Here is a 17,019-nt window from a genome sequence, read left to right as displayed (position 1 = left end):
TGGCAAGTCTCGGCATCCACGTTACGGACGGCGTCGGGATATCCCGGCCAAACCCCTATCAGCGATCACCAGCCACCCACCAGGCCCGGTGACAACACCCCCCGGATCATGACTGCGACTGGGGGCGGGAATCATGCCGGGCCTGGCTGGCCAAAGCCCCAATTATCGGGGCGTGAAGATAGTAACGGGGGGCGGCGTCATCGGCGATTGACATCGATTGGGTGACACAGTGACGCCTCCCGCATGACACAGCCCGTCATCCGCACGGGTAGACTGCCGGTTTCGCTGTCGAAAAAAGGGCGCGGTATGGACCGGTTCCTGAGCATCGAGGCATTCGTCAGGGTGGCGGAGGCGAGCAGCTTCGCCGAGGCGGCGCGGCAGCTTGGCGTGACCAGCTCGGTCGTGACGAACCGCATCCAGCAGCTCGAGAAGTTCGTCAACGCGCCGCTGTTCCACCGCAGCACGCGCCACGTGCGCCTGTCCGAAGTGGGCGAGGCGTTCTATCGCGAGTGCGCGGAGGTGGTGGGGCGCGTCAACGAGCTGACGGACCAGATGCGCGAGCTGCGAGCGACGCCGACCGGCCGGCTGCGCATCCAGATGCTGCCCGGTTTCGCGCTCGACCACTTCGGTGCGCCGCTGATGGAATTCAACCGGCGCTACCCGGGCATCCAGCTCGACGTCATCGTCAATGACCGTGTCGTGGACCCTGTCGAAGAAGGGTTCGACATCGCGTTCCAGATCTTCCCGCCGATCTCCGAGTCGCTGATCGAACGGCGGCTGTTCACCGTCAGGCGCCTCTTCTGCGCGTCGCCTGCGTACCTCGACGCGCATGGTGCGCCACAACATCCGCACGACTTGCTGCAGCACACCACCGCGCTTTATTCGGGCTATCCGTCGCGCAACCGCTGGACGATGGCGCGCGGCGACGAAGTCGTCGAAATGGAGCTGCCGGGCATGATCCGCTCGAACTCCGTGCACCTGCTGCGCGAGTACGCGCTGTCGGGCGGCGGTGTCGTGTGCCTGCCGACGCTGGTGGCGAGCGAGGCGCTCGTCGCCGGCCGGCTGGTGCCCATCCTGACCGACTACGAACTCGCGCCGCTGAGCTTTGCCGCCGTTTATCCCGCAACGCAGCGACAGGCGCTGAAAGTGAAGGCGCTGGTCGAATTCCTCGCGGAAACCATCGGCGACGAATCGCCGTGGGATCGTCCGCTCCTGGAGCGCGGCTGGGTGCGTTGAACCGCGCGGATTATTCGCGAAACGCAAATGCCGTAGTCGCCGTCCCGTGCCTTGTTGCGGTGGGGCCTTGCCCCTAGAGTGGAATCCAACAAGCGGTTCAACTCAGGAGACAGAAATGACCGACACGGCATTCCATACCGTCTTTGGTTCGCTCGACCGTTACCGGAAGGGCGAGATCGAAATCACCAGCGGCAGCGCTCAACACTACGCGTTCTCGAATGTCTTCGAGGTCGCGTCGAAGTCGGCCCCTTACGAAAAGGTCGTCGCCGGCAAGAACCTCGAATACGTGATCGAAGTGCTGCGGACCGATGGCGAGTCGCCGTGGTTCGCCTGCTCGCACGACGAGTTCGTGATCCAGATGGATGGCGAAGTCCGGATCGAATTCATCAAGCTCGATGCGCCGCCGACATCGGGGCGCGGCACCGTGAGCGCCGGTGCGCAACCGGCCGGCAGCAAGATGGGCTCCGTCGTATTGCGTCAGGGCCATCAGGCGCTGCTGCCGGCCGGCTGTGCGTACCGCTTCACCGCGAGCCAGCCGGGCGTCGCGCTCGTGCAGACCGTCCTGGGCGAGCTGTCGGTGGAGAAGTGGGCCGACATCTGCCTGCACTGATTCGTCCGACCTCATTCGACTATTCCAGGAGACACGTTATGGCCACCCTCGAAACCCTCGACCCCTCCGTGGGCTTTGCCGCCGATCTGGTGCAAGCCTCCGAAGCCGATCCCGTCACCGGCTACCGCCGCTTCCAGCTCGGCGCGTTCGAATTCCAGCGCGACGAATATTTCGTGAAGATCAGCTGGCCCGCGAAAGGCCAGACACGCACGCATGCGATGCCGGCGGACGCATTCCTGCGCGCGATGATGCGCGACGTGGCGTGGGGCTTCTTCTACGGCTGGGTGAACTTCGACCACGTGTTCGGCACGCGCAATCACTACGGCAAGGTGGACATGTATGCGGGCACGTTCAACGGCATCCTGAAGGACGCCGGGGTCGACTACACCGAGACCTTCGACACGCCCGCGATCATGGCGACCTTCAAGGCGATGCTGCACGACTGGACGAACGAAGGCTTCGATCCGTTCGCGGCGCCCGAGGAAACGGGCACGGCGTTCGGGCGCAAGCACGGCGACAACGGTTCGGCGATCGAGCGTACGCGCATCGCGACGCGCCGCATGCCGGGCCTCGAAGGCGATTCGCCGCTGCGCGACGACCTGCCGGTCAATCGCGCGTTCCGCGACGTCGCGCAGGACGAACCGGAAGTGCACGTCGAGCCGGGCTTCGAAGGCGAACTCCACGCGTTCAACCTGTTCAAGTACCTGTCGCGTTCGGACGTGACGTGGAATCCGTCGGTCACGTCGGTGTGCGGGCGCAGCCTGTTCTGCCCGACCACCGAAGAATTCATCCTGCCGGTGTTCCATGGCAACGACCGCGTCGAATGGTTCCTGCAACTGTCCGACGAAATCGTGTGGGACATCGGCGACAAGAACACCGGCGCGCCGCGCGCACGCGTGACGATGCGCGCCGGCGACATCTGTGCGATGCCCGCCGACATCCGGCATCAGGGCTATTCCACGAAGCGGTCGATGCTGCTGGTCTGGGAAAACGCGACGCCCGATCTGCCGCAACGCTACGAGAGCGGCGAGCTCGCGCCGTATCCGATCGCGTTCTGACGAGCGCTTGCGCTTTCGCTTCAGATTCAGCTTCTGCAATACACCGAGGACGATTCATGCAAACCCAACTCTTCATCGACGGGCGCTTCGTTGACGCCGTCGACCGCGGCACGATCGACGTGCTGAATCCGCACGACGGCTCCGTCATCGCGAAGATCGCGGCAGCCACCGCGGCGGACGTCGACCTCGCCGTCGAAGCCGCCACGCGTGCGTTCCCCACATGGTCGGCGCTGCCGGCCGCCGAACGCGGCCGGTTGCTGCTGCGCCTCGCCGACGCGATCGAGGCCAGCGCGGAGGAGCTGGCGCAGCTCGAATCGCTGGACACCGGCCACCCGATCCGCGATTCGCGTGCGCTCGACGTGCCGCGCACGGCCGCGTGCTTCCGCTACTTCGGCGGCATGGCCGACAAGCTGCAAGGCTCGGTGATTCCTGTCGAAACCGGCTTCCTGAACTACGTGCAGCGCGCGCCGATCGGTGTCGTCGGCCAGATCGTGCCGTGGAATTTTCCGCTGATGTTCACGAGCTGGAAGATGGGCCCGGCGCTCGCGGCCGGCAACACCGTCGTGCTGAAGCCGTCGGAAATCACGCCGCTGTCGACGCTGCGCATCGTCGAGCTGATGGCCGAGGTCGGGTTTCCGGCAGGCGTCGTCAATATCGTCCCCGGCTACGGGCATACCGCCGGCCAGCGGCTCGCCGAACATCCAGGTGTCGGCAAGATCGCATTCACGGGATCGACGGCCACCGGCCGCCGGATCGTCGAAGCGTCGCAGGGCAACCTGAAGCGCGTGCAACTCGAACTGGGCGGCAAGGGCGCGAACATCGTGTTCGACGATGCCGACCTCGACGCGGCCATCAACGGCGCCGCGTGGGCGATCTTCCACAACCAGGGGCAGGCGTGCATCGCCGGATCGCGTCTCGTGCTGCACGAACGCATCGCGGACGCGTTCCTCGAGCGATTCGTCGCGCTCGCGTCGTCGATCCGCATCGGCAACCCGCTCGACGCCGATACCGAGATGGGGCCGCTGACGTCGAAGCAGCACCTCGAGCGCGTACTGTCGTATGTCGACGTCGCGCGCGAGCAGGGCGGCCGTGTGCTCACGGGCGGCAGCGCGCCGCAAAATCCGGCGCTCGCCAACGGCTACTACGTGCGCCCGACGGTCATCGAGGCCAAGAGCGCGGCCGACCGCGTCGCGCAGGAGGAAGTGTTCGGCCCGTTCGTGACGGTGCTGCGCTTCGGCAGCGACGACGAAGCGCTGGCCATTGCCAACGCAACCGAATACGGGCTGGGCAGCGGCCTCTGGACGAAGGATCTTTCCCGCGCACACAAGATCGCGTCGCAGATCAATGCGGGCATGTGCTGGATCAACTGCTACAAGCGCGTCAATCCGGGCAGCCCGTTCGGCGGCGTGGGCCAGTCGGGCTACGGCCGCGAGATGGGCTTCGAGGCGATGCACGACTACACGGAAGCGCGGTCGGTGTGGGTCAACGTCGACGGCAACGTGCCGCCGCATTTCAAGCGCTGAGGTTGGCCATGGATCGCTTCGTCTATCAGGGCACCCCTTCCCGTGTGGTGTTCGAATGGGGCGCGCTCGACAGGCTGCCGGACGAGCTGTCGACGCTCGGCGCCCGCCGCGCGCTGATTTTGTCCACGCCCGAGCAGCGGCCGCTCGCCGAGCGCGTGGCGGCGATCCTGGGCGAGCGTGCTGCGGGCATCTGCGCGCAGGCGGTCATGCACGTGCCGGTCGAGGTCGCGCACGCGGCTCGCCAGATGGCCGGCGAGCTGGACGCGGACTGCTGCATCGCGATCGGCGGCGGGTCGACGATCGGGCTGGGCAAGGCCATTGCGCTCGAGTCGGTGCTGCCGATCCTGGCCGTGCCGACGACGTATGCCGGCTCGGAGATGACGCCGATCTTCGGGCTCACGGAAGGCCGGCTGAAGCGCACCGGGCGCGACGCGCGCGTGCTGCCGCGTACGGTGCTCTACGACCCGTCGCTGACGTTGTCGTTGCCGCCGGACATTTCCGCGGCGTCCGGCATCAATGCGATGGCGCACGCCGTCGAGGCGCTCTATGCGGAAGATGCCAACCCGGTGATCAGCCTGATGGCGGAAGAATCGATCCGCGCGCTCGGCGAAGCGCTGCCCGTGGTCGTGCGCGATCCGGCGAACCGCGACGCGCGTAGCCGTGCGCTGTACGGCGCGTGGCTTGCGGGAACCTGCCTGGGCGCGGTCGGCATGGCGTTGCACCACAAGCTGTGCCACACGCTCGGTGGCACTTTCAACCTGCCGCACGCGCAGACGCATGCGGCGATGCTGCCGCATACCGCGCACTACAACCACGCTGCCGCGCCCGATGCGCTGCGCCGCGTGGCGCGCGCGTTGGGCGGGCACGACGCGGCTGAAGCCGGCCCGCTGCTGTTCGCGCTGAACGCGCAGCTCGGCATCGCACCGGCGCTCGCCGAACTCGGGATGCCGGAGGCGGGTCTCGACGAAGCGGCCGACCTCGCGTGCCGCAACCCGTATGCGAATCCGCGGCCGATCGAACGTGCGGCGATTCGCGCGCTGCTTCAGCACGCATGGGAAGGGCGCGCGCCGCAATGAACGGCCCGACGCGTCAACGGAGACAGACATGAGCCATGACCACCATGACGGCGACGCGAGGCTGACCGGGCAGGTCGTCGCCAGCTTCGACGGCACGCCGAATCCGCGCCTGCGCGCGCTGATGCAGAGCCTCGTGCGGCATCTTCATGCGTTCGTCCGCGAAACGGAACTGACGGAGGCGGAGTGGATGGCGGCGATCCGCTTCCTGACCGACACGGGGAAGATGTGCGACGACGCGGTGCGGCAGGAGTTCATCCTGTTGTCGGACACGCTCGGCGTCTCGATGCTGGTCGATGCGATCAACCATCGCTTCGCGACCGGCGCAACGGAAACGACCGTGTTCGGCCCGTTCTATATCAAGGGGATGCCCGAGCGCGCGTATGGCGAGAACATGGCGCTCACACCGGGCGTGCCGGCGGTCGTGCGCGGCCGGGTGCTGACCACCGACGGCAAGCCGGTGCCGAACGCCGTGCTCGACGTATGGCAGACCGCGGAAAACGGCATGTATTCCGGGCAGGACACGGCGCAGCCGCACGGCAACCTGCGTGGCCGCTACCGGACCGACGCCGAAGGCCGCTACGCGATCGTGACGATTCTGCCGATCAGCTATCCGATCCCGACCGACGGCCCGGTCGGGAAGATGCTCGACGCCACCGGCCGGCATCCGTGGCGGCCCGCGCATCTGCATTTCATGATCGATGCGCCGGGCTGCCGTACGCTGGTTACGCATCTGTTCGACGAAGACGATCCGTACCTGAAGTCGGACGCCGTCTTCGGCGTGAAGCCGTCGCTGATGGTCGCGTATCGCCGGTGCGAAGCGGATGACGCGCTCGCCCGTCAGTTCGGCCTGGCCGGCCCGTATCGCGAAGTGACGTACGACTTCGTCCTCGACCGGAGCTGACCGCCATGGCGCGATTTTTCGCGGTGTTCGCGACGGACCAGCCGGGCATGCGCGACGTGCGCGATCGCGTGCGGCCGATTCATCGGAGTTACCTGCGCTCGGCCGACCAGCACGGCGTGGTGGTGCGGCTCGGCGGCCCGACGCTGGACCCGCACGGCGACGCGATGAACGGAACGCTGCTCGTCGTGGAGGCGGACGACATTCATGCGGTGATGCAGTTCGTCGGCAACGATCCTTATGTGAAGGAGGGGCTGTTCTCGCACGTGGAGGTGCGGCCGTGGGACTGGAGCCTCGGCAACCCCGAGCAGAGGGTGTGAGACATGGAAGCACGACAACTCTGCCGCTTTTCCGATGTGCCCGACGGCGGCGCGCGGGTCGTCGATGAAGCATGCATCGGACGTCCCGTGATCGTCGTGAGACGCGGCGAGCAGGTGTGGGCTTATGTGAATCGTTGCCCGCACTTCTCGGTGCCGCTCGATTTCGTACCGGGTAGCGTTTCCTGTTACCGGTCGCAGGTATTGATGTGCGCCCATCACAGTGCGCTGTTCCGGTTCGATGATGGCGTGTGTATCGATGGGCCTTGCTCGGGATCGGCGTTGGACGCCGTGGCTGTCGAGGTGGATTCCGCTGCGTGGGTCATCTATCGAGGCGCTTGATTCGAGTGTTTCGATGAGTGCGGGCAGGGCCGGTTGATACGGCCTTTATCGTACTTATCAATCAGTAAAGCTAATCATATTTCAGGTATCCGGTAATCGACGCCTGAATGAAGGCGATTCCTTGTGCAGCACAGAGCGAGCACCTGCCACGTAGCGGGTGGCGGCCTTGCCTTTTCATAAAAAAGACGGAGACAACATGAAACTCAGGTTTGGAGCAGTGGCGATTCTTGCCGTGGCGCAGGGCGCATGGGCACAGAGCAGCGTGACGATGTTCGGGCTGATTGATGCCGGCATCTCTTATGTCAGCAACGAGGGCGGTGGGAAGAACGTCAAGTTCGACGACGGGATATTCGCGCCCAATCTATTCGGCTTTCGCGGCACGGAAGACCTCGGTGGCGGATATCGCGCGACGTTCGCGCTCGTGAACCAGTTCTCGATGGCGAACGGCAGCATCATCGGGACCGGGATTTTCGGGCGCAATGCGTACGTGGGCCTCGAAAGCAACCGGTTCGGCAGCATCACGCTGGGCAATCAGTATGACTTCATGGTGGATTCGCTGTTTTCAAAGGGCAATACGATTTCGCGGGACATCTCGGGGCTGTATGGCTTCCGGAATGGCCCGTTTCAGCGGCTCGCGCTTCCGAACAATCCGACCGGTGCGTTCGATTGGGACCGCACGGCAGGCAGCAAGCCGATCGCGAATGCCGTCAAGTACCGTTCGCCGACGGTCGCGGGTTTTTCCGGTGGGGTGATGTATGCGTTTGGCGGGGTGGCCGGTTCGGTGGGGGCAGACAATGCCGTCAGCGCCGGGCTGAACTATGAAGCGGGGCCGTTCGGTGTGGGCGCGGCGTACACGAACGAGAAATACGGCCCCGCGCCCGGCGTGCCGTCCACCAGCGTGCGCAACTGGGGCGTCGGGATGCACTACGACTTCGGCGTCGTTACCGCGAATGCGCTGATGACCACCGTACGCAATTCGTTCAACGACGCCGGCGTGTGGATGGCCGAAGCGGGCGGGCTGTGGCACGTCAGGCCGGATATCGCGCTGGGTGCGAAGTACATGTACATGAAGGGTAACGAGGCGGTGAACAACAACCACGCGCATCAGGTCAGCGTGGCGCTTCAGTACCTGTTCTCGAAGCGGACGATGGTTTATGTGTCGGCGGATTATCAGCGCGCGAACAGCGGCGCGAATGCGCAGGTCAATGGCGTGCTGGATCCGAACGGGGCTTCGAGTTCCGCGAGCCAGGCGGTGGCGCGGGTGGGGTTGCATACGGTGTTTTGACGGGGCGGGCGGAACGCGCATCCAGTTCCGCCGTGCGTTGAGCCTTCGTGCTACCTGGCAGGCGCGGCGGTCGTATTCGCTTTGTCATGCTCCGCCTACCGATCGCGTTGACGACGGCATCGAAGTCGCCATAGGGCGACGTGGCGTACGGTGCGGGCGGGCGATTCATCGAGCGATCGACGACGGCCGGCTCGAGGCACGAACCGTAGAACACCATCCAGCGCAGATACGGTCCGCGCAGCGCATCACCGACCGCCGGCGAGAGACCGGCTTCCGGATACAGTTCCGACGCATACATGTAGACGGCGGCCTGTTCGGTGACGATCACTTCGCCGTGGCGCAGTGCGGGCACCTTGCCCATCGGGTTGGTGCGCAGGTAATCGGGTTCGTGGTGCTTGCCGCCGGACAGGTCGAATGCGTGCAGTTCATAGTCGGCGCCCAGTTCTTCGAGCAGCATGCGGGCGCCGGCCGATCGGCTGCGCGGGGCGTGGTAGAGGATCAGTTGACGGTCGTCTTGCATGGCGGGCTCCGGAATGCGGTCGGGAAGAAGGCGTCCAATGTAGGACGGGCATGCGCCGCCGTCTTGGAAAAATCCGCTGTGGCACACGCTCAATCGCCTCTTTCTCGAAGCCGTTCTCTGGACGCTCTGGTTCTTTCGCCGCGTGATCAGCGTCGACGGACGTCTCTATGTGTTCCTCAATGCGCCGATCTTTCAGCCCTATCTGACTTACGTCGGCCGCATGCGCGCCCGAGTGGCGTTCCTCAAGGCGAGCTCGTCGTGCCCGGCATACATCGGGTTCCTGAAGGCCGAAGGGTACAAGGCCGGCGGAAAATGGCGACTGTCGGATCTGCCCGCCATGACCAAGGAAAATTACATCAAGCGCTATTCGATCGAGCAGCGCTGTTATGGCGGTGCGATTCCGAAGTCGGGCGTCGTCATCGACGAATCGTCGGGGTCGACGGGCCAGCCGAACAACTGGGTGCGCAGCGCGGCGGAGCGCAGCGACGTCAAGCGCATCCTGCAGCTGAACTATCAGCTGGTATTTCGAGACTCCGGCAAGATGTTGCTGAACTGCTTTGCGCTCGGGCCGTGGGCGACTGGCATGAACGTGTCGATGTCGCTCGTCGACGTCGGCATCATGAAGTCGATCGGCCCGGACAAGGCCAAGCTGATCAACACGCTGAAGCTGTTCGGGCCGACGTACCGGTACCTGATATTCGGGTACCCGCCGTTTGTCCGCTCGGTGGTCGACGAATGCGATCTCGACCTGACGCCGTATCACATCGATTTCATCGTCGGCGGAGAAGGGTTGTCGGAAGCGTTGCGCGACCACCTGTTGCGCAAGGCGAGCACGGTGATTTCGTCGTATGGCGCGTCGGACCTCGAGATCAACATCGGCGTCGAGACGCCGACGACGATCGGCCTGCGGCGTGTGCTGCTGAGCCGCCCCGAGTTGTGCCGCGAGCTGTTCGGTCGCGATACGCCGCCGATGATCTTTCAGTACAACGCGCTCGACTACGTGATCGAAACGAATGACGACGGCGAACTGCTGGTGACCATCGGGCGACAGTCCGGTGCGGCGCCGAAGATCCGGTACAACATTCGTGATTCGGGTGGCACGTATACATTCCGCGAGCTGAACAAGCGTCTGTCGGCACATGGCATGCGCCTGACGGATTTTGCGTCGCGGACCAGCCATTTTCCGTTTCTGTTCGTGTACGGGCGTAATGATTCGAGCGTGCCGTTCTATGGCGCGAAAGTGTTGCCGTCGGATATCGAGCAGATTCTGTCCGCTTCGCCGGTGTTACACGACTCGATCAGCACGTTCCAGCTCGCTACGACCGAGGATGCGGAGTTGACGAGTTTCCTGCATGTCCACCTCGAACGGGCGTCGGGCAGTGTGGCGATGCAGCTCGACGATGCGGCGCTGCATGGAGAACTGTTCGAAGGCATGAAACGCGTGAATCAGGATTTCCGCGAAGTGTCGAGGGTGTTCGATCAGAAGCAGGTGATCGTGCATGTGCATGAGCACGATACGGGGCCGTTTCAGGGGCGGGATATTCGGATCAAGAACAAGTACATCGCGTGAGGGGCAAAGCTCGCCATCGAGTTGCCCGTGGCGTTGCACGAGGGCTGATGTGGTGAATTGTCCTCATAGGCGGCGCGCCCCCTCGAGTTGCTCACGCAATTCCACGATGGACTTGGCCGCCGTGTACCGGAACCCAGGCAACAACTGCAGACAGGCCTCTTGATACCCATGCCCAAGACTGTTGTGGATTGAACAACGTCCGTTGTGCAATAGGCAACAGGATGAAGTGATTGTCGTTGTGTAAAATACAACAGTCGTTGTGGGTTGAACAACGGAATCGATGAACGAAATGGGCACCAAACGAGGCGGCGTGCGCATCCCATAGGCGAAATCGGGAGATGAACACGATGTTGTGCAATATACAACAACGGTTGTATATTGCATAACATCGGCCGCCGAATGTTGCCGGAGTCAGGAAGCGGATTAAAGGAGGTCAGTGGTGAACGACAAAATGTTTGCCGAATTATTTGGTGGCATGGGCCGTTTCAAAGTGCTCCAACATTTGTTCGAACACCCGGAACAAACATTTAGCGCCAGAGAGCTGGCTGCTGCCACGGCGCTTGACCCCGGTAACGTCCACCGGTTGTTACAAAAGTGGGAGCAGGTAGGCCTCGTCAGGCGAGCCCAGAAAACTGGCTTTCGGGTTACGGATGACCCCGCGCTTAACTTCCTCGGCGCGCTTCTACGCCAAAACACTGAACTCGTGAACGACTTGCGCGAAGTGCTGCGCGATCAGCCGGGAATCGAGTCAGCGTTCGTCTTCGGCTCGTACGCGCGGAACGAGGAAAAGGCATCGAGCGACATTGATGTGCTCGTATTGGGTGCCGTTTCGGAATTGAAGACCAACGCAGCACTGCGGCCGCTCTCTCGAAAATATGGGCGGCCATTTCATGCCTCCGCTTTTACCAAAGAGCAGTTTCATCAACTCATTCTTGACGAAGACCCGTTTGCCTTGGATGTACAGAAGAGTCCAAGGATTTCGATAATAGGACACCTGGATGGCACGACTTGACGATTTGCTGAACGAACCCGACACGCCACTGAAGCGCGCCACGACGATCAACAAGGCCCAGATCACTGGCTGGCTGCAAGAAGCCGGCAAGAAGCTTGACGACGCACGGCGCAAGGAAAACGCATCGAGCACGCGCGTGGATGCCGCTTACGACGCCGTGTTCTTCTGTGTCCTGACGGTGCTGGCCACGCAAAAAGTTCGCGTTACCGCCCAGAACGGACACCACAATGCAGCGCTGCAAGCTGCGGCTGTCGTGATGAATGTGCCGGAAGGGTTACAAGACACAGTGGAGGTGCTGAAGGACTGGCGAAACTCCAAGTACACGGCCGCCTTTACGGCGAGCGAGCAAGATGTCATGGATGCACTGGACATAGCGCGCCGATACATGGAACTCACCAGTGGCTGGCTTCAGCAAGAACATTCGGCCCTTCTCAAGTAGTTGACAGACCGTGAAGACTCCTCCGGTACGCGGGCCGGATCGACGGCACCATCCGACCGAAGTGCCTCTCTCCCGCCCCTTCTTGCCCATCGTCGGATTTTCGGTATAATGAACCAACGTTCGGAATGTCGAACGTGAGAAGTCAAGCATCCAGAGTCGGACTATATCCGACGCCAACCTGCCCTCCCGGGCAAGGTGGACGCCTTTGAGGCGATGCGGCCGATTGACGGCAACGAAACGGGAGCAGCATGGCTGGCACCGGTTCGATAACCACTCATCCGGAGCAACCATGCGTCAAGCTACCTCTGCTTCCTGTCCGACAGTCTGTGAAGACTGGTCACGCTACCTCCCAGGTTTCACGCTGACGCATACGGTTCATCTCGTCTCGAGATTGAATCCGGGCATTGTGTCGACCGCGGCCGCCGTACTCGAAGGTGAAACCGCCACGGTCGACCGTTGGGCCATCGCCCGATGTGGTGACGTTCTCGAGCAAAAAATCGTTCTCGGGGAAATGACGGAAGGGCAAGCGGTTCGACTGCGCGAACGCCTTGCCGCGCTCGATGGCGTACTGCGCACGAGGGTGGAACATCATTTCGTGCGGGCCGGGTCGGCCGCCTCCTGAAATTCACCGGGGAGTGGCCGTCAGACGATGGATTCTCGTCGCCGCCGTATCGGCCGAAGAGGGCGGGCAATGATGCCCTCCCTTGTCAAAGATAGGACCAGATCAAACAGGCAGCGTCAGATCGGCTGCCTCCGTTCGGCCATTTCGAGCTGTGCACTCGTGTCCGCAATCCCGCCGGCTGAATGGAGCGTGGCGTGCCTCGGCGTGCACGCAACCAGAAAAACTTGACAATAAGAGCACATGCTCCTATCTTTGCCTGAAGGGAGCATATGCTCTCACTTTTGAACGGAGCGAAGCGATGAACGAGGTCGACATTCTTGTGAGCGGTGCAACCGGACGGACCGGCGGTATTGCCATTGACGAACTGCTCAAGATGGGCAAACGCGTGCGGGCCTATGTGCGCGCGGATGACGACCGGGCGGCCGCCCTGAGGCGGCGCGGTGTCGAAATCGCGGTGGGCGACTTCACCGACATCAACGATATTCGGGCAGCGATGGAAGGCATCCGGTCAGCCTATTTCCTTCATCCGATCGCGCCGGGAATCATCGGGGCAGCGGCCTATTTCGCGCAGGCAGCAAAGGAAGCGGGCGTCTCGGCGATCGTCAACATGTCGCAGATTTCCGCGCGCCGTGAGTCGGCGAGCCACGCGGCACAGGATCACTGGGTGTCCGAACGGGTCTTTGATTGGTCGGGTGTCGCGACGACGCATTTGCGCCCCACCTTCTTCGCCGATTGGCTCGTCTATCCGCATTTTGCAAAGGAAATCCGGGCCACGAGGAAGATTGAATTTCCGTTTGGCAACGGCCGTCACGCGCCCATCGCCTCCGACGATCAGGGGCGCGTCATCGCTCATCTCCTCGCCAACCCCGCAGGCCACGAGGGCAAGACCTACACGCTCCACGGCCCCGTCGAGATGAACCATGTCGAGATCGCAGCCGCGATGAGCGAGGTTCTCGGCACCCGGATCGAATACGCGCCGACTTCCATCGAGGCATTCCGAATCAAGATGGAAACCCTTTACAAGTTTCCGCCGTTCCTCGCGCAGCATCTGGTCGAAGTCGCGCAGAACTACCGCGACGGCATTTTCTCGGGCACCAACGATGTCGTCGAGACAATCACCGGGAAGCCGCCGCTGTCGGTCCAGCAGTTCGTCGCCAGGAATCGGTCGGCATTCGCGTGAACCCATCCTTAAAACGAATCGAGGATTGAAAATGTCACTCACTCAAGACGAGCGTCACCCGTTTCTCGACGATCTGACGGCTGACGCGGAACTGATCAGCTCGGTGTTGCGTGGTCCCGTCATCGGACGCGACGAAATCCGGCTTGCCGTCGACGCCGTCGGAACCTGCTACGCGTCACAGACGCCCACTTTTCTTCAATCCGTCGGCTCGCGGCTTTTTCTTGAATACGAGGCTGTCCTGACGAGCGGCGAGAAGTTGAGCGCGGTCGTTGTCGTCGAGCGCAATGCCGACGGATCGGTGCCGCGAGTCAGCGTGCGGATGGGCCCGCTTGGCGCTGTACTGACGCTCGCCACCCATCTGCGGGGGGGCGCTCTCGAAGCAGTTGCCGGAAAACGTCTTTCTTTGAACCGAGCACGCGCAGGCTGGCGGCGGGCGTCGACTCGCACCCGGCGTGCGGCTTTTAAACGAGGAGCATGTGATGGAAATCAAGAACGCCACCGTTTTCATCACCGGTGCCAATCGCGGCCTGGGTCTGGCTTTTGCGCGAGAGGCACGTCGTCGCGGGGCGGCGAAAGTCTATGCGGGCATGCGCAACACGAGCGGTTTCGACGAGCCGGGCGTTGTGCCGGTCAGGATCGATGTCACGGATCCCGCGTCGATCGCCGAGGCCGCGAAACTGGCGGCGGATACGACTGTGCTGGTCAACAACGCGGGGATTGCCGCTCTGATCGACGGGCCTCTGGCGGCCGACATGGAAGCGCAATCCGCCCGCATGTTCGATACGAACTACTACGGCGTGGTGCGCGTCACACAGGCCTTCGAGCAGATATTGGCGGCCCAGCCGCATGCCGCCATCATCAACGTGCTTTCCGACATCGTGTGGCTTCCGCGGCCCTATCTGACACCGTATGCTGCGTCGAAGGCTGCCGCGTGGAGTTACACGAACCAGCTTCGCCTGTATCTGCACGAGCGTGGCATCCAGGTTCTCGGTCTGCACGTCGGGTTCGTGGATACCGACCTGACCAACGGCATCGACGTGCCCAAAGCCAGTCCGGAGGACGTCGTGCGACAGACCTACGACGCGCTCGCCCTCGACAAGAGCGAGGTCATGGCCGACGAGGGGACAGCGGTACTGAAGAGTACGCTTGCGGCCGAGATACCCGGCTACATCACACCGCCTGCAGGGCTTTGAACGCCGCAGATGACACGGGACGGTCGCGGCAGCGAGACATGCGGTGCGCGGATCGCCGTACGCCCGCGCCGCCGCTCCCGGCTTTCATCGAAAGATACCGCCACACCTTCATGTGACGTACGCTTGGCGTTCGCGCCATTAACCGAAATCAGGAGTAGAACAGATGTTGCCGGTCAACCAGCCGCTTGGAATCGATCAATGCAACTGCTTCGCCGTAAGGAAAACGAGCAGGCAGATCTCCCGGCTCTACGATAGCCATCTCGAGCCCGCGGGCCTGCGCATCACGCAATTCCTCACCCTGGCCGCCCTGAACGAGGTGGGAAGTACCCCGGTCAACGCCCTTGCCGAACGGCTCGATATCGAACGAACGGCGATGGGGAAAATGGTCGGCTTCCTGGAACGCGACGGCTTTGTCACGATCAAGCCGTCGCCCACGGACGGCCGAAGCCGCCTGATCGAACTCACCGAGGAAGGGCGGCGCCTGCACGAAAGGGCGGCCCCTCTCTGGCGGGAGGCGCAACGGGAGTTTGAGCAACTGAACGGTGCAGACAATGTTACGGCGTTGCGGGAGGGGTTGAGAGGGGTGGTCGTCGGCGACGTGCCGATGCGTTCGTCAGAAGGTTAAGCCTGCGGATGCATTGCGACGGCCACACGATTCGTGACACCAGTCATCATTCGAGGAAGGGCTATGAAACCGCCTGTCACCACTGGATCGTCGAATGGGATCTGCGCGACCAGCAACCGTACGTGCAGCGCACACTGCCGTATCCGTGCGTGAATCTGGTGTTCGATCGGCGGCGAACCGGTCGATTTCGCGGAGCTGGCTCATGCGCTCGGGTATTTCGATCAGGCGCATTTCACGCGCGATTTCCGCAAGCTGGTGGGGAAGGCGCCGGCGGAATACAGGCGGGAGGATCGGCAGGAGTGAGGTTGCGGTTTCGCGACGGGCAACGGAATGTCACTGCCCCCGCCCGTCGCGTTGCTGCTCGCTTGTCGTGGATTGTTGTAGTCTGGGCAATACGATAGTGTGATGCGCCGGCCTGCCGCCGAACTGACAATGAACCTATGATGTGTCGCGCAGGCGATCGGTGAACCCGAACGGTTGTTACGTTACCGATCGTTTGATCCTGCCGATCTCGTAGTCGACCGATCCGCCAGAAAATCAGGAGTTTGTCGTGTTTCACCGGATATCCATGTTGGGCCGTATGAATGTCGCGTGCGTCGTCGCCGTGGCGATCATGCTGGCCCCAGTCGCGACGCGTGCAGCGGCCGACAATGTCAACGAAACGGCGAGCGTCGCGCCTGCCGTTTCGGCCAACACGTCGCTCACGCGGCCGATTGTCGGCGACGATCCGGTTGCGATTCGGGAAGCACTGGAGAAGCTGCACGTCAAAAGCGCGTCCCCGTCCCTGAGCGATCGCGTCCGCAGCCTGATCCCCGGCGTAGCCGACAAGCATGGCCAGAACGCCGACCTGGCCGCGGTCAACCTGGATCGCGAGGTAACTTTCCTGGTGCCGGTGTCGTACGGGCTGCGATATCAGTCGCAGAAGCATCTGCTGAAGGTGAACGTCGACCTGGTCGACGCCGACGGCGAAGGCCGGACAGGCATCCTGCTCAGAAAGGTCATTACCGGGCCGCGAGGGCGAGGGCTCGTGATCGCACCCGAGGCGAAGGCAAAAGGCTATATCCAGCAGATCGACATCATCGAACTCGATCCCGGAAAAGGCAGGAAGTCCACCGTGCGCGGCCGCGTGAGGCTGTCACGCGCTGCGTACGCGCAAATGCATGGCGGGTTCGCGTTCGCTCTTTCCGGGCGCCTGGTCCGGCCGTACCTGACCGAACACGTCGAGCACGCCGAGCCGAGCAACGACGAGCCGACCGACATCACGACGAGGACTTCGAGGTTGTACCTGGATATCGAATCCATTTCGCTCGTGAGTCCGGCGAGTGGTGCGGTGTTGTTGAAGAAGCTGAGTCTCTCGAAATAGCGTGTTTCTTGCGCGAGTCTTTGGCCTCCGGTAAAGGGGCTCCGCAACGGAACATTTCGAGCGTGCAGGGGTGAGCGAGCGCACGCTGCAGCAGTGCTTTTCCAGCGATGTGGGCGTGACGCCGAAGCGGGTGATCTGTCGATCTCGCGG

At 62.9% G+C, this 17,019-nt stretch carries 19 protein-coding genes and 1 riboswitch; of the genes, 18 read left to right on the top strand and 1 reads right to left on the bottom strand.

All coding sequences use genetic code 11. The features are described from left to right. Positions 1 to 306 precede the first annotated feature (306 nt). The 9 genes from G3N64_RS09530 (at position 307) to G3N64_RS09490 (ending at position 8,345) form a co-directional block, all read left to right on the top strand. The gene (locus G3N64_RS09530) at positions 307 to 1,236 is read left to right on the top strand and encodes a LysR family transcriptional regulator (protein ID WP_205783612.1); all 930 of its coding nucleotides are present in this window, start codon (positions 307 to 309) and stop codon (positions 1,234 to 1,236) included. 115 nt (positions 1,237 to 1,351) lie between these two features. Next, positions 1,352 to 1,846, top strand: coding sequence for a hydroxyquinol 1,2-dioxygenase (locus G3N64_RS09525; protein WP_205783604.1), 495 nt, complete (start codon positions 1,352 to 1,354; stop codon positions 1,844 to 1,846). Positions 1,847 to 1,884: 38 nt separating this feature from the next. Then, complete coding sequence (locus G3N64_RS09520; protein WP_205783603.1) at positions 1,885 to 2,904, top strand: hydroxyquinol 1,2-dioxygenase; 1,020 nt, start codon at positions 1,885 to 1,887, stop codon at positions 2,902 to 2,904. Between the two features lie 56 nt (positions 2,905 to 2,960). Beyond that, positions 2,961 to 4,427, top strand: coding sequence for an aldehyde dehydrogenase family protein (locus G3N64_RS09515; protein WP_205783602.1), 1,467 nt, complete (start codon positions 2,961 to 2,963; stop codon positions 4,425 to 4,427). 8 nt (positions 4,428 to 4,435) lie between these two features. Continuing rightward, positions 4,436 to 5,503 (top strand): maleylacetate reductase, encoded by a 1,068-nt coding sequence (locus G3N64_RS09510; RefSeq protein WP_205783601.1) that lies wholly within the window; start codon positions 4,436 to 4,438, stop codon positions 5,501 to 5,503. A gap of 28 nt (positions 5,504 to 5,531) precedes the next feature. Continuing rightward, positions 5,532 to 6,404 carry an intradiol ring-cleavage dioxygenase gene (locus G3N64_RS09505; protein WP_205783600.1) on the top strand — a complete coding sequence of 291 codons (873 nt, stop codon included), beginning with the start codon at positions 5,532 to 5,534 and terminating at the stop codon, positions 6,402 to 6,404. A 5-nt stretch (positions 6,405 to 6,409) separates the two neighbouring features. Further along, complete coding sequence (locus G3N64_RS09500; RefSeq protein ID WP_205783599.1) at positions 6,410 to 6,721, top strand: YciI family protein; 312 nt, start codon at positions 6,410 to 6,412, stop codon at positions 6,719 to 6,721. Positions 6,722 to 6,724: 3 nt separating this feature from the next. Continuing rightward, positions 6,725 to 7,060 (top strand): Rieske 2Fe-2S domain-containing protein, encoded by a 336-nt coding sequence (locus G3N64_RS09495; protein ID WP_205783598.1) that lies wholly within the window; start codon positions 6,725 to 6,727, stop codon positions 7,058 to 7,060. 196 nt (positions 7,061 to 7,256) lie between these two features. Further along, a complete protein-coding gene (locus tag G3N64_RS09490; protein WP_205783597.1) occupies positions 7,257 to 8,345 on the top strand; it encodes a porin in 1,089 nt (362 codons plus the stop codon). Here the strand turns inward: G3N64_RS09490 and G3N64_RS09485 are convergent. Then, positions 8,263 to 8,865, bottom strand: coding sequence for a glutathione S-transferase (locus G3N64_RS09485; RefSeq protein WP_205783611.1), 603 nt, complete (start codon positions 8,863 to 8,865; stop codon positions 8,263 to 8,265). The two genes, G3N64_RS09490 and G3N64_RS09485, sit on opposite strands and share 83 nt — an antisense overlap. Before the next feature lie 337 nt (positions 8,866 to 9,202). On the opposite strand from G3N64_RS09485, the gene G3N64_RS39685 reads away from it, so the two are divergent. The 9 genes from G3N64_RS39685 to G3N64_RS09440 all read left to right on the top strand — a co-directional run bounded on the left by G3N64_RS39685 (position 9,203) and on the right by G3N64_RS09440 (position 16,869). Beyond that, positions 9,203 to 10,435 carry a hypothetical protein gene (locus G3N64_RS39685; protein WP_241020862.1) on the top strand — a complete coding sequence of 411 codons (1,233 nt, stop codon included), beginning with the start codon at positions 9,203 to 9,205 and terminating at the stop codon, positions 10,433 to 10,435. 439 nt (positions 10,436 to 10,874) lie between these two features. Further along, complete coding sequence (locus G3N64_RS09475; protein ID WP_205783596.1) at positions 10,875 to 11,447, top strand: nucleotidyltransferase domain-containing protein; 573 nt, start codon at positions 10,875 to 10,877, stop codon at positions 11,445 to 11,447. Beyond that, a complete protein-coding gene (locus G3N64_RS09470) occupies positions 11,434 to 11,886 on the top strand; it encodes a hypothetical protein (protein ID WP_205783595.1) in 453 nt (150 codons plus the stop codon). The genes G3N64_RS09475 and G3N64_RS09470 overlap by 14 nt, the downstream gene beginning before the upstream one ends. 141 nt (positions 11,887 to 12,027) lie before the next feature. Next, positions 12,028 to 12,133, top strand: a riboswitch (SAM-I-IV-variant riboswitch). Between the two features lie 42 nt (positions 12,134 to 12,175). Then, the gene (locus G3N64_RS09465) at positions 12,176 to 12,508 is read left to right on the top strand and encodes a hypothetical protein (protein WP_205783594.1); all 333 of its coding nucleotides are present in this window, start codon (positions 12,176 to 12,178) and stop codon (positions 12,506 to 12,508) included. 298 nt (positions 12,509 to 12,806) lie between these two features. Continuing rightward, on the top strand, positions 12,807 to 13,688 hold the full coding sequence (locus G3N64_RS09460) for an NmrA family NAD(P)-binding protein (protein WP_205783593.1): 882 nt from the start codon (positions 12,807 to 12,809) through the stop codon (positions 13,686 to 13,688). A gap of 479 nt (positions 13,689 to 14,167) precedes the next feature. Further along, positions 14,168 to 14,881, top strand: coding sequence for an SDR family oxidoreductase (locus G3N64_RS09455; RefSeq protein ID WP_205783592.1), 714 nt, complete (start codon positions 14,168 to 14,170; stop codon positions 14,879 to 14,881). 163 nt (positions 14,882 to 15,044) lie between these two features. Further along, positions 15,045 to 15,506 (top strand): MarR family transcriptional regulator, encoded by a 462-nt coding sequence (locus tag G3N64_RS09450; protein ID WP_205783591.1) that lies wholly within the window; start codon positions 15,045 to 15,047, stop codon positions 15,504 to 15,506. Between the two features lie 153 nt (positions 15,507 to 15,659). Beyond that, entirely contained in the window at positions 15,660 to 15,809 is a 150-nt protein-coding gene (locus tag G3N64_RS39680) for a helix-turn-helix domain-containing protein (RefSeq protein ID WP_346778809.1), read from the top strand. Positions 15,810 to 16,056: 247 nt separating this feature from the next. Next, positions 16,057 to 16,869: a hypothetical protein gene (locus tag G3N64_RS09440; protein ID WP_205783590.1), complete on the top strand. Its 813-nt coding sequence runs from the start codon at positions 16,057 to 16,059 to the stop codon at positions 16,867 to 16,869. Positions 16,870 to 17,019 lie beyond the last annotated feature (150 nt).

Source organism: Burkholderia sp. Ac-20344, assembly GCF_017104975.1.
GTDB lineage: Bacteria > Pseudomonadota > Gammaproteobacteria > Burkholderiales > Burkholderiaceae > Burkholderia.
Note: the sequence above shows the minus strand (reverse complement) of the source record. Positions and strands in the feature narration are given on the sequence as shown.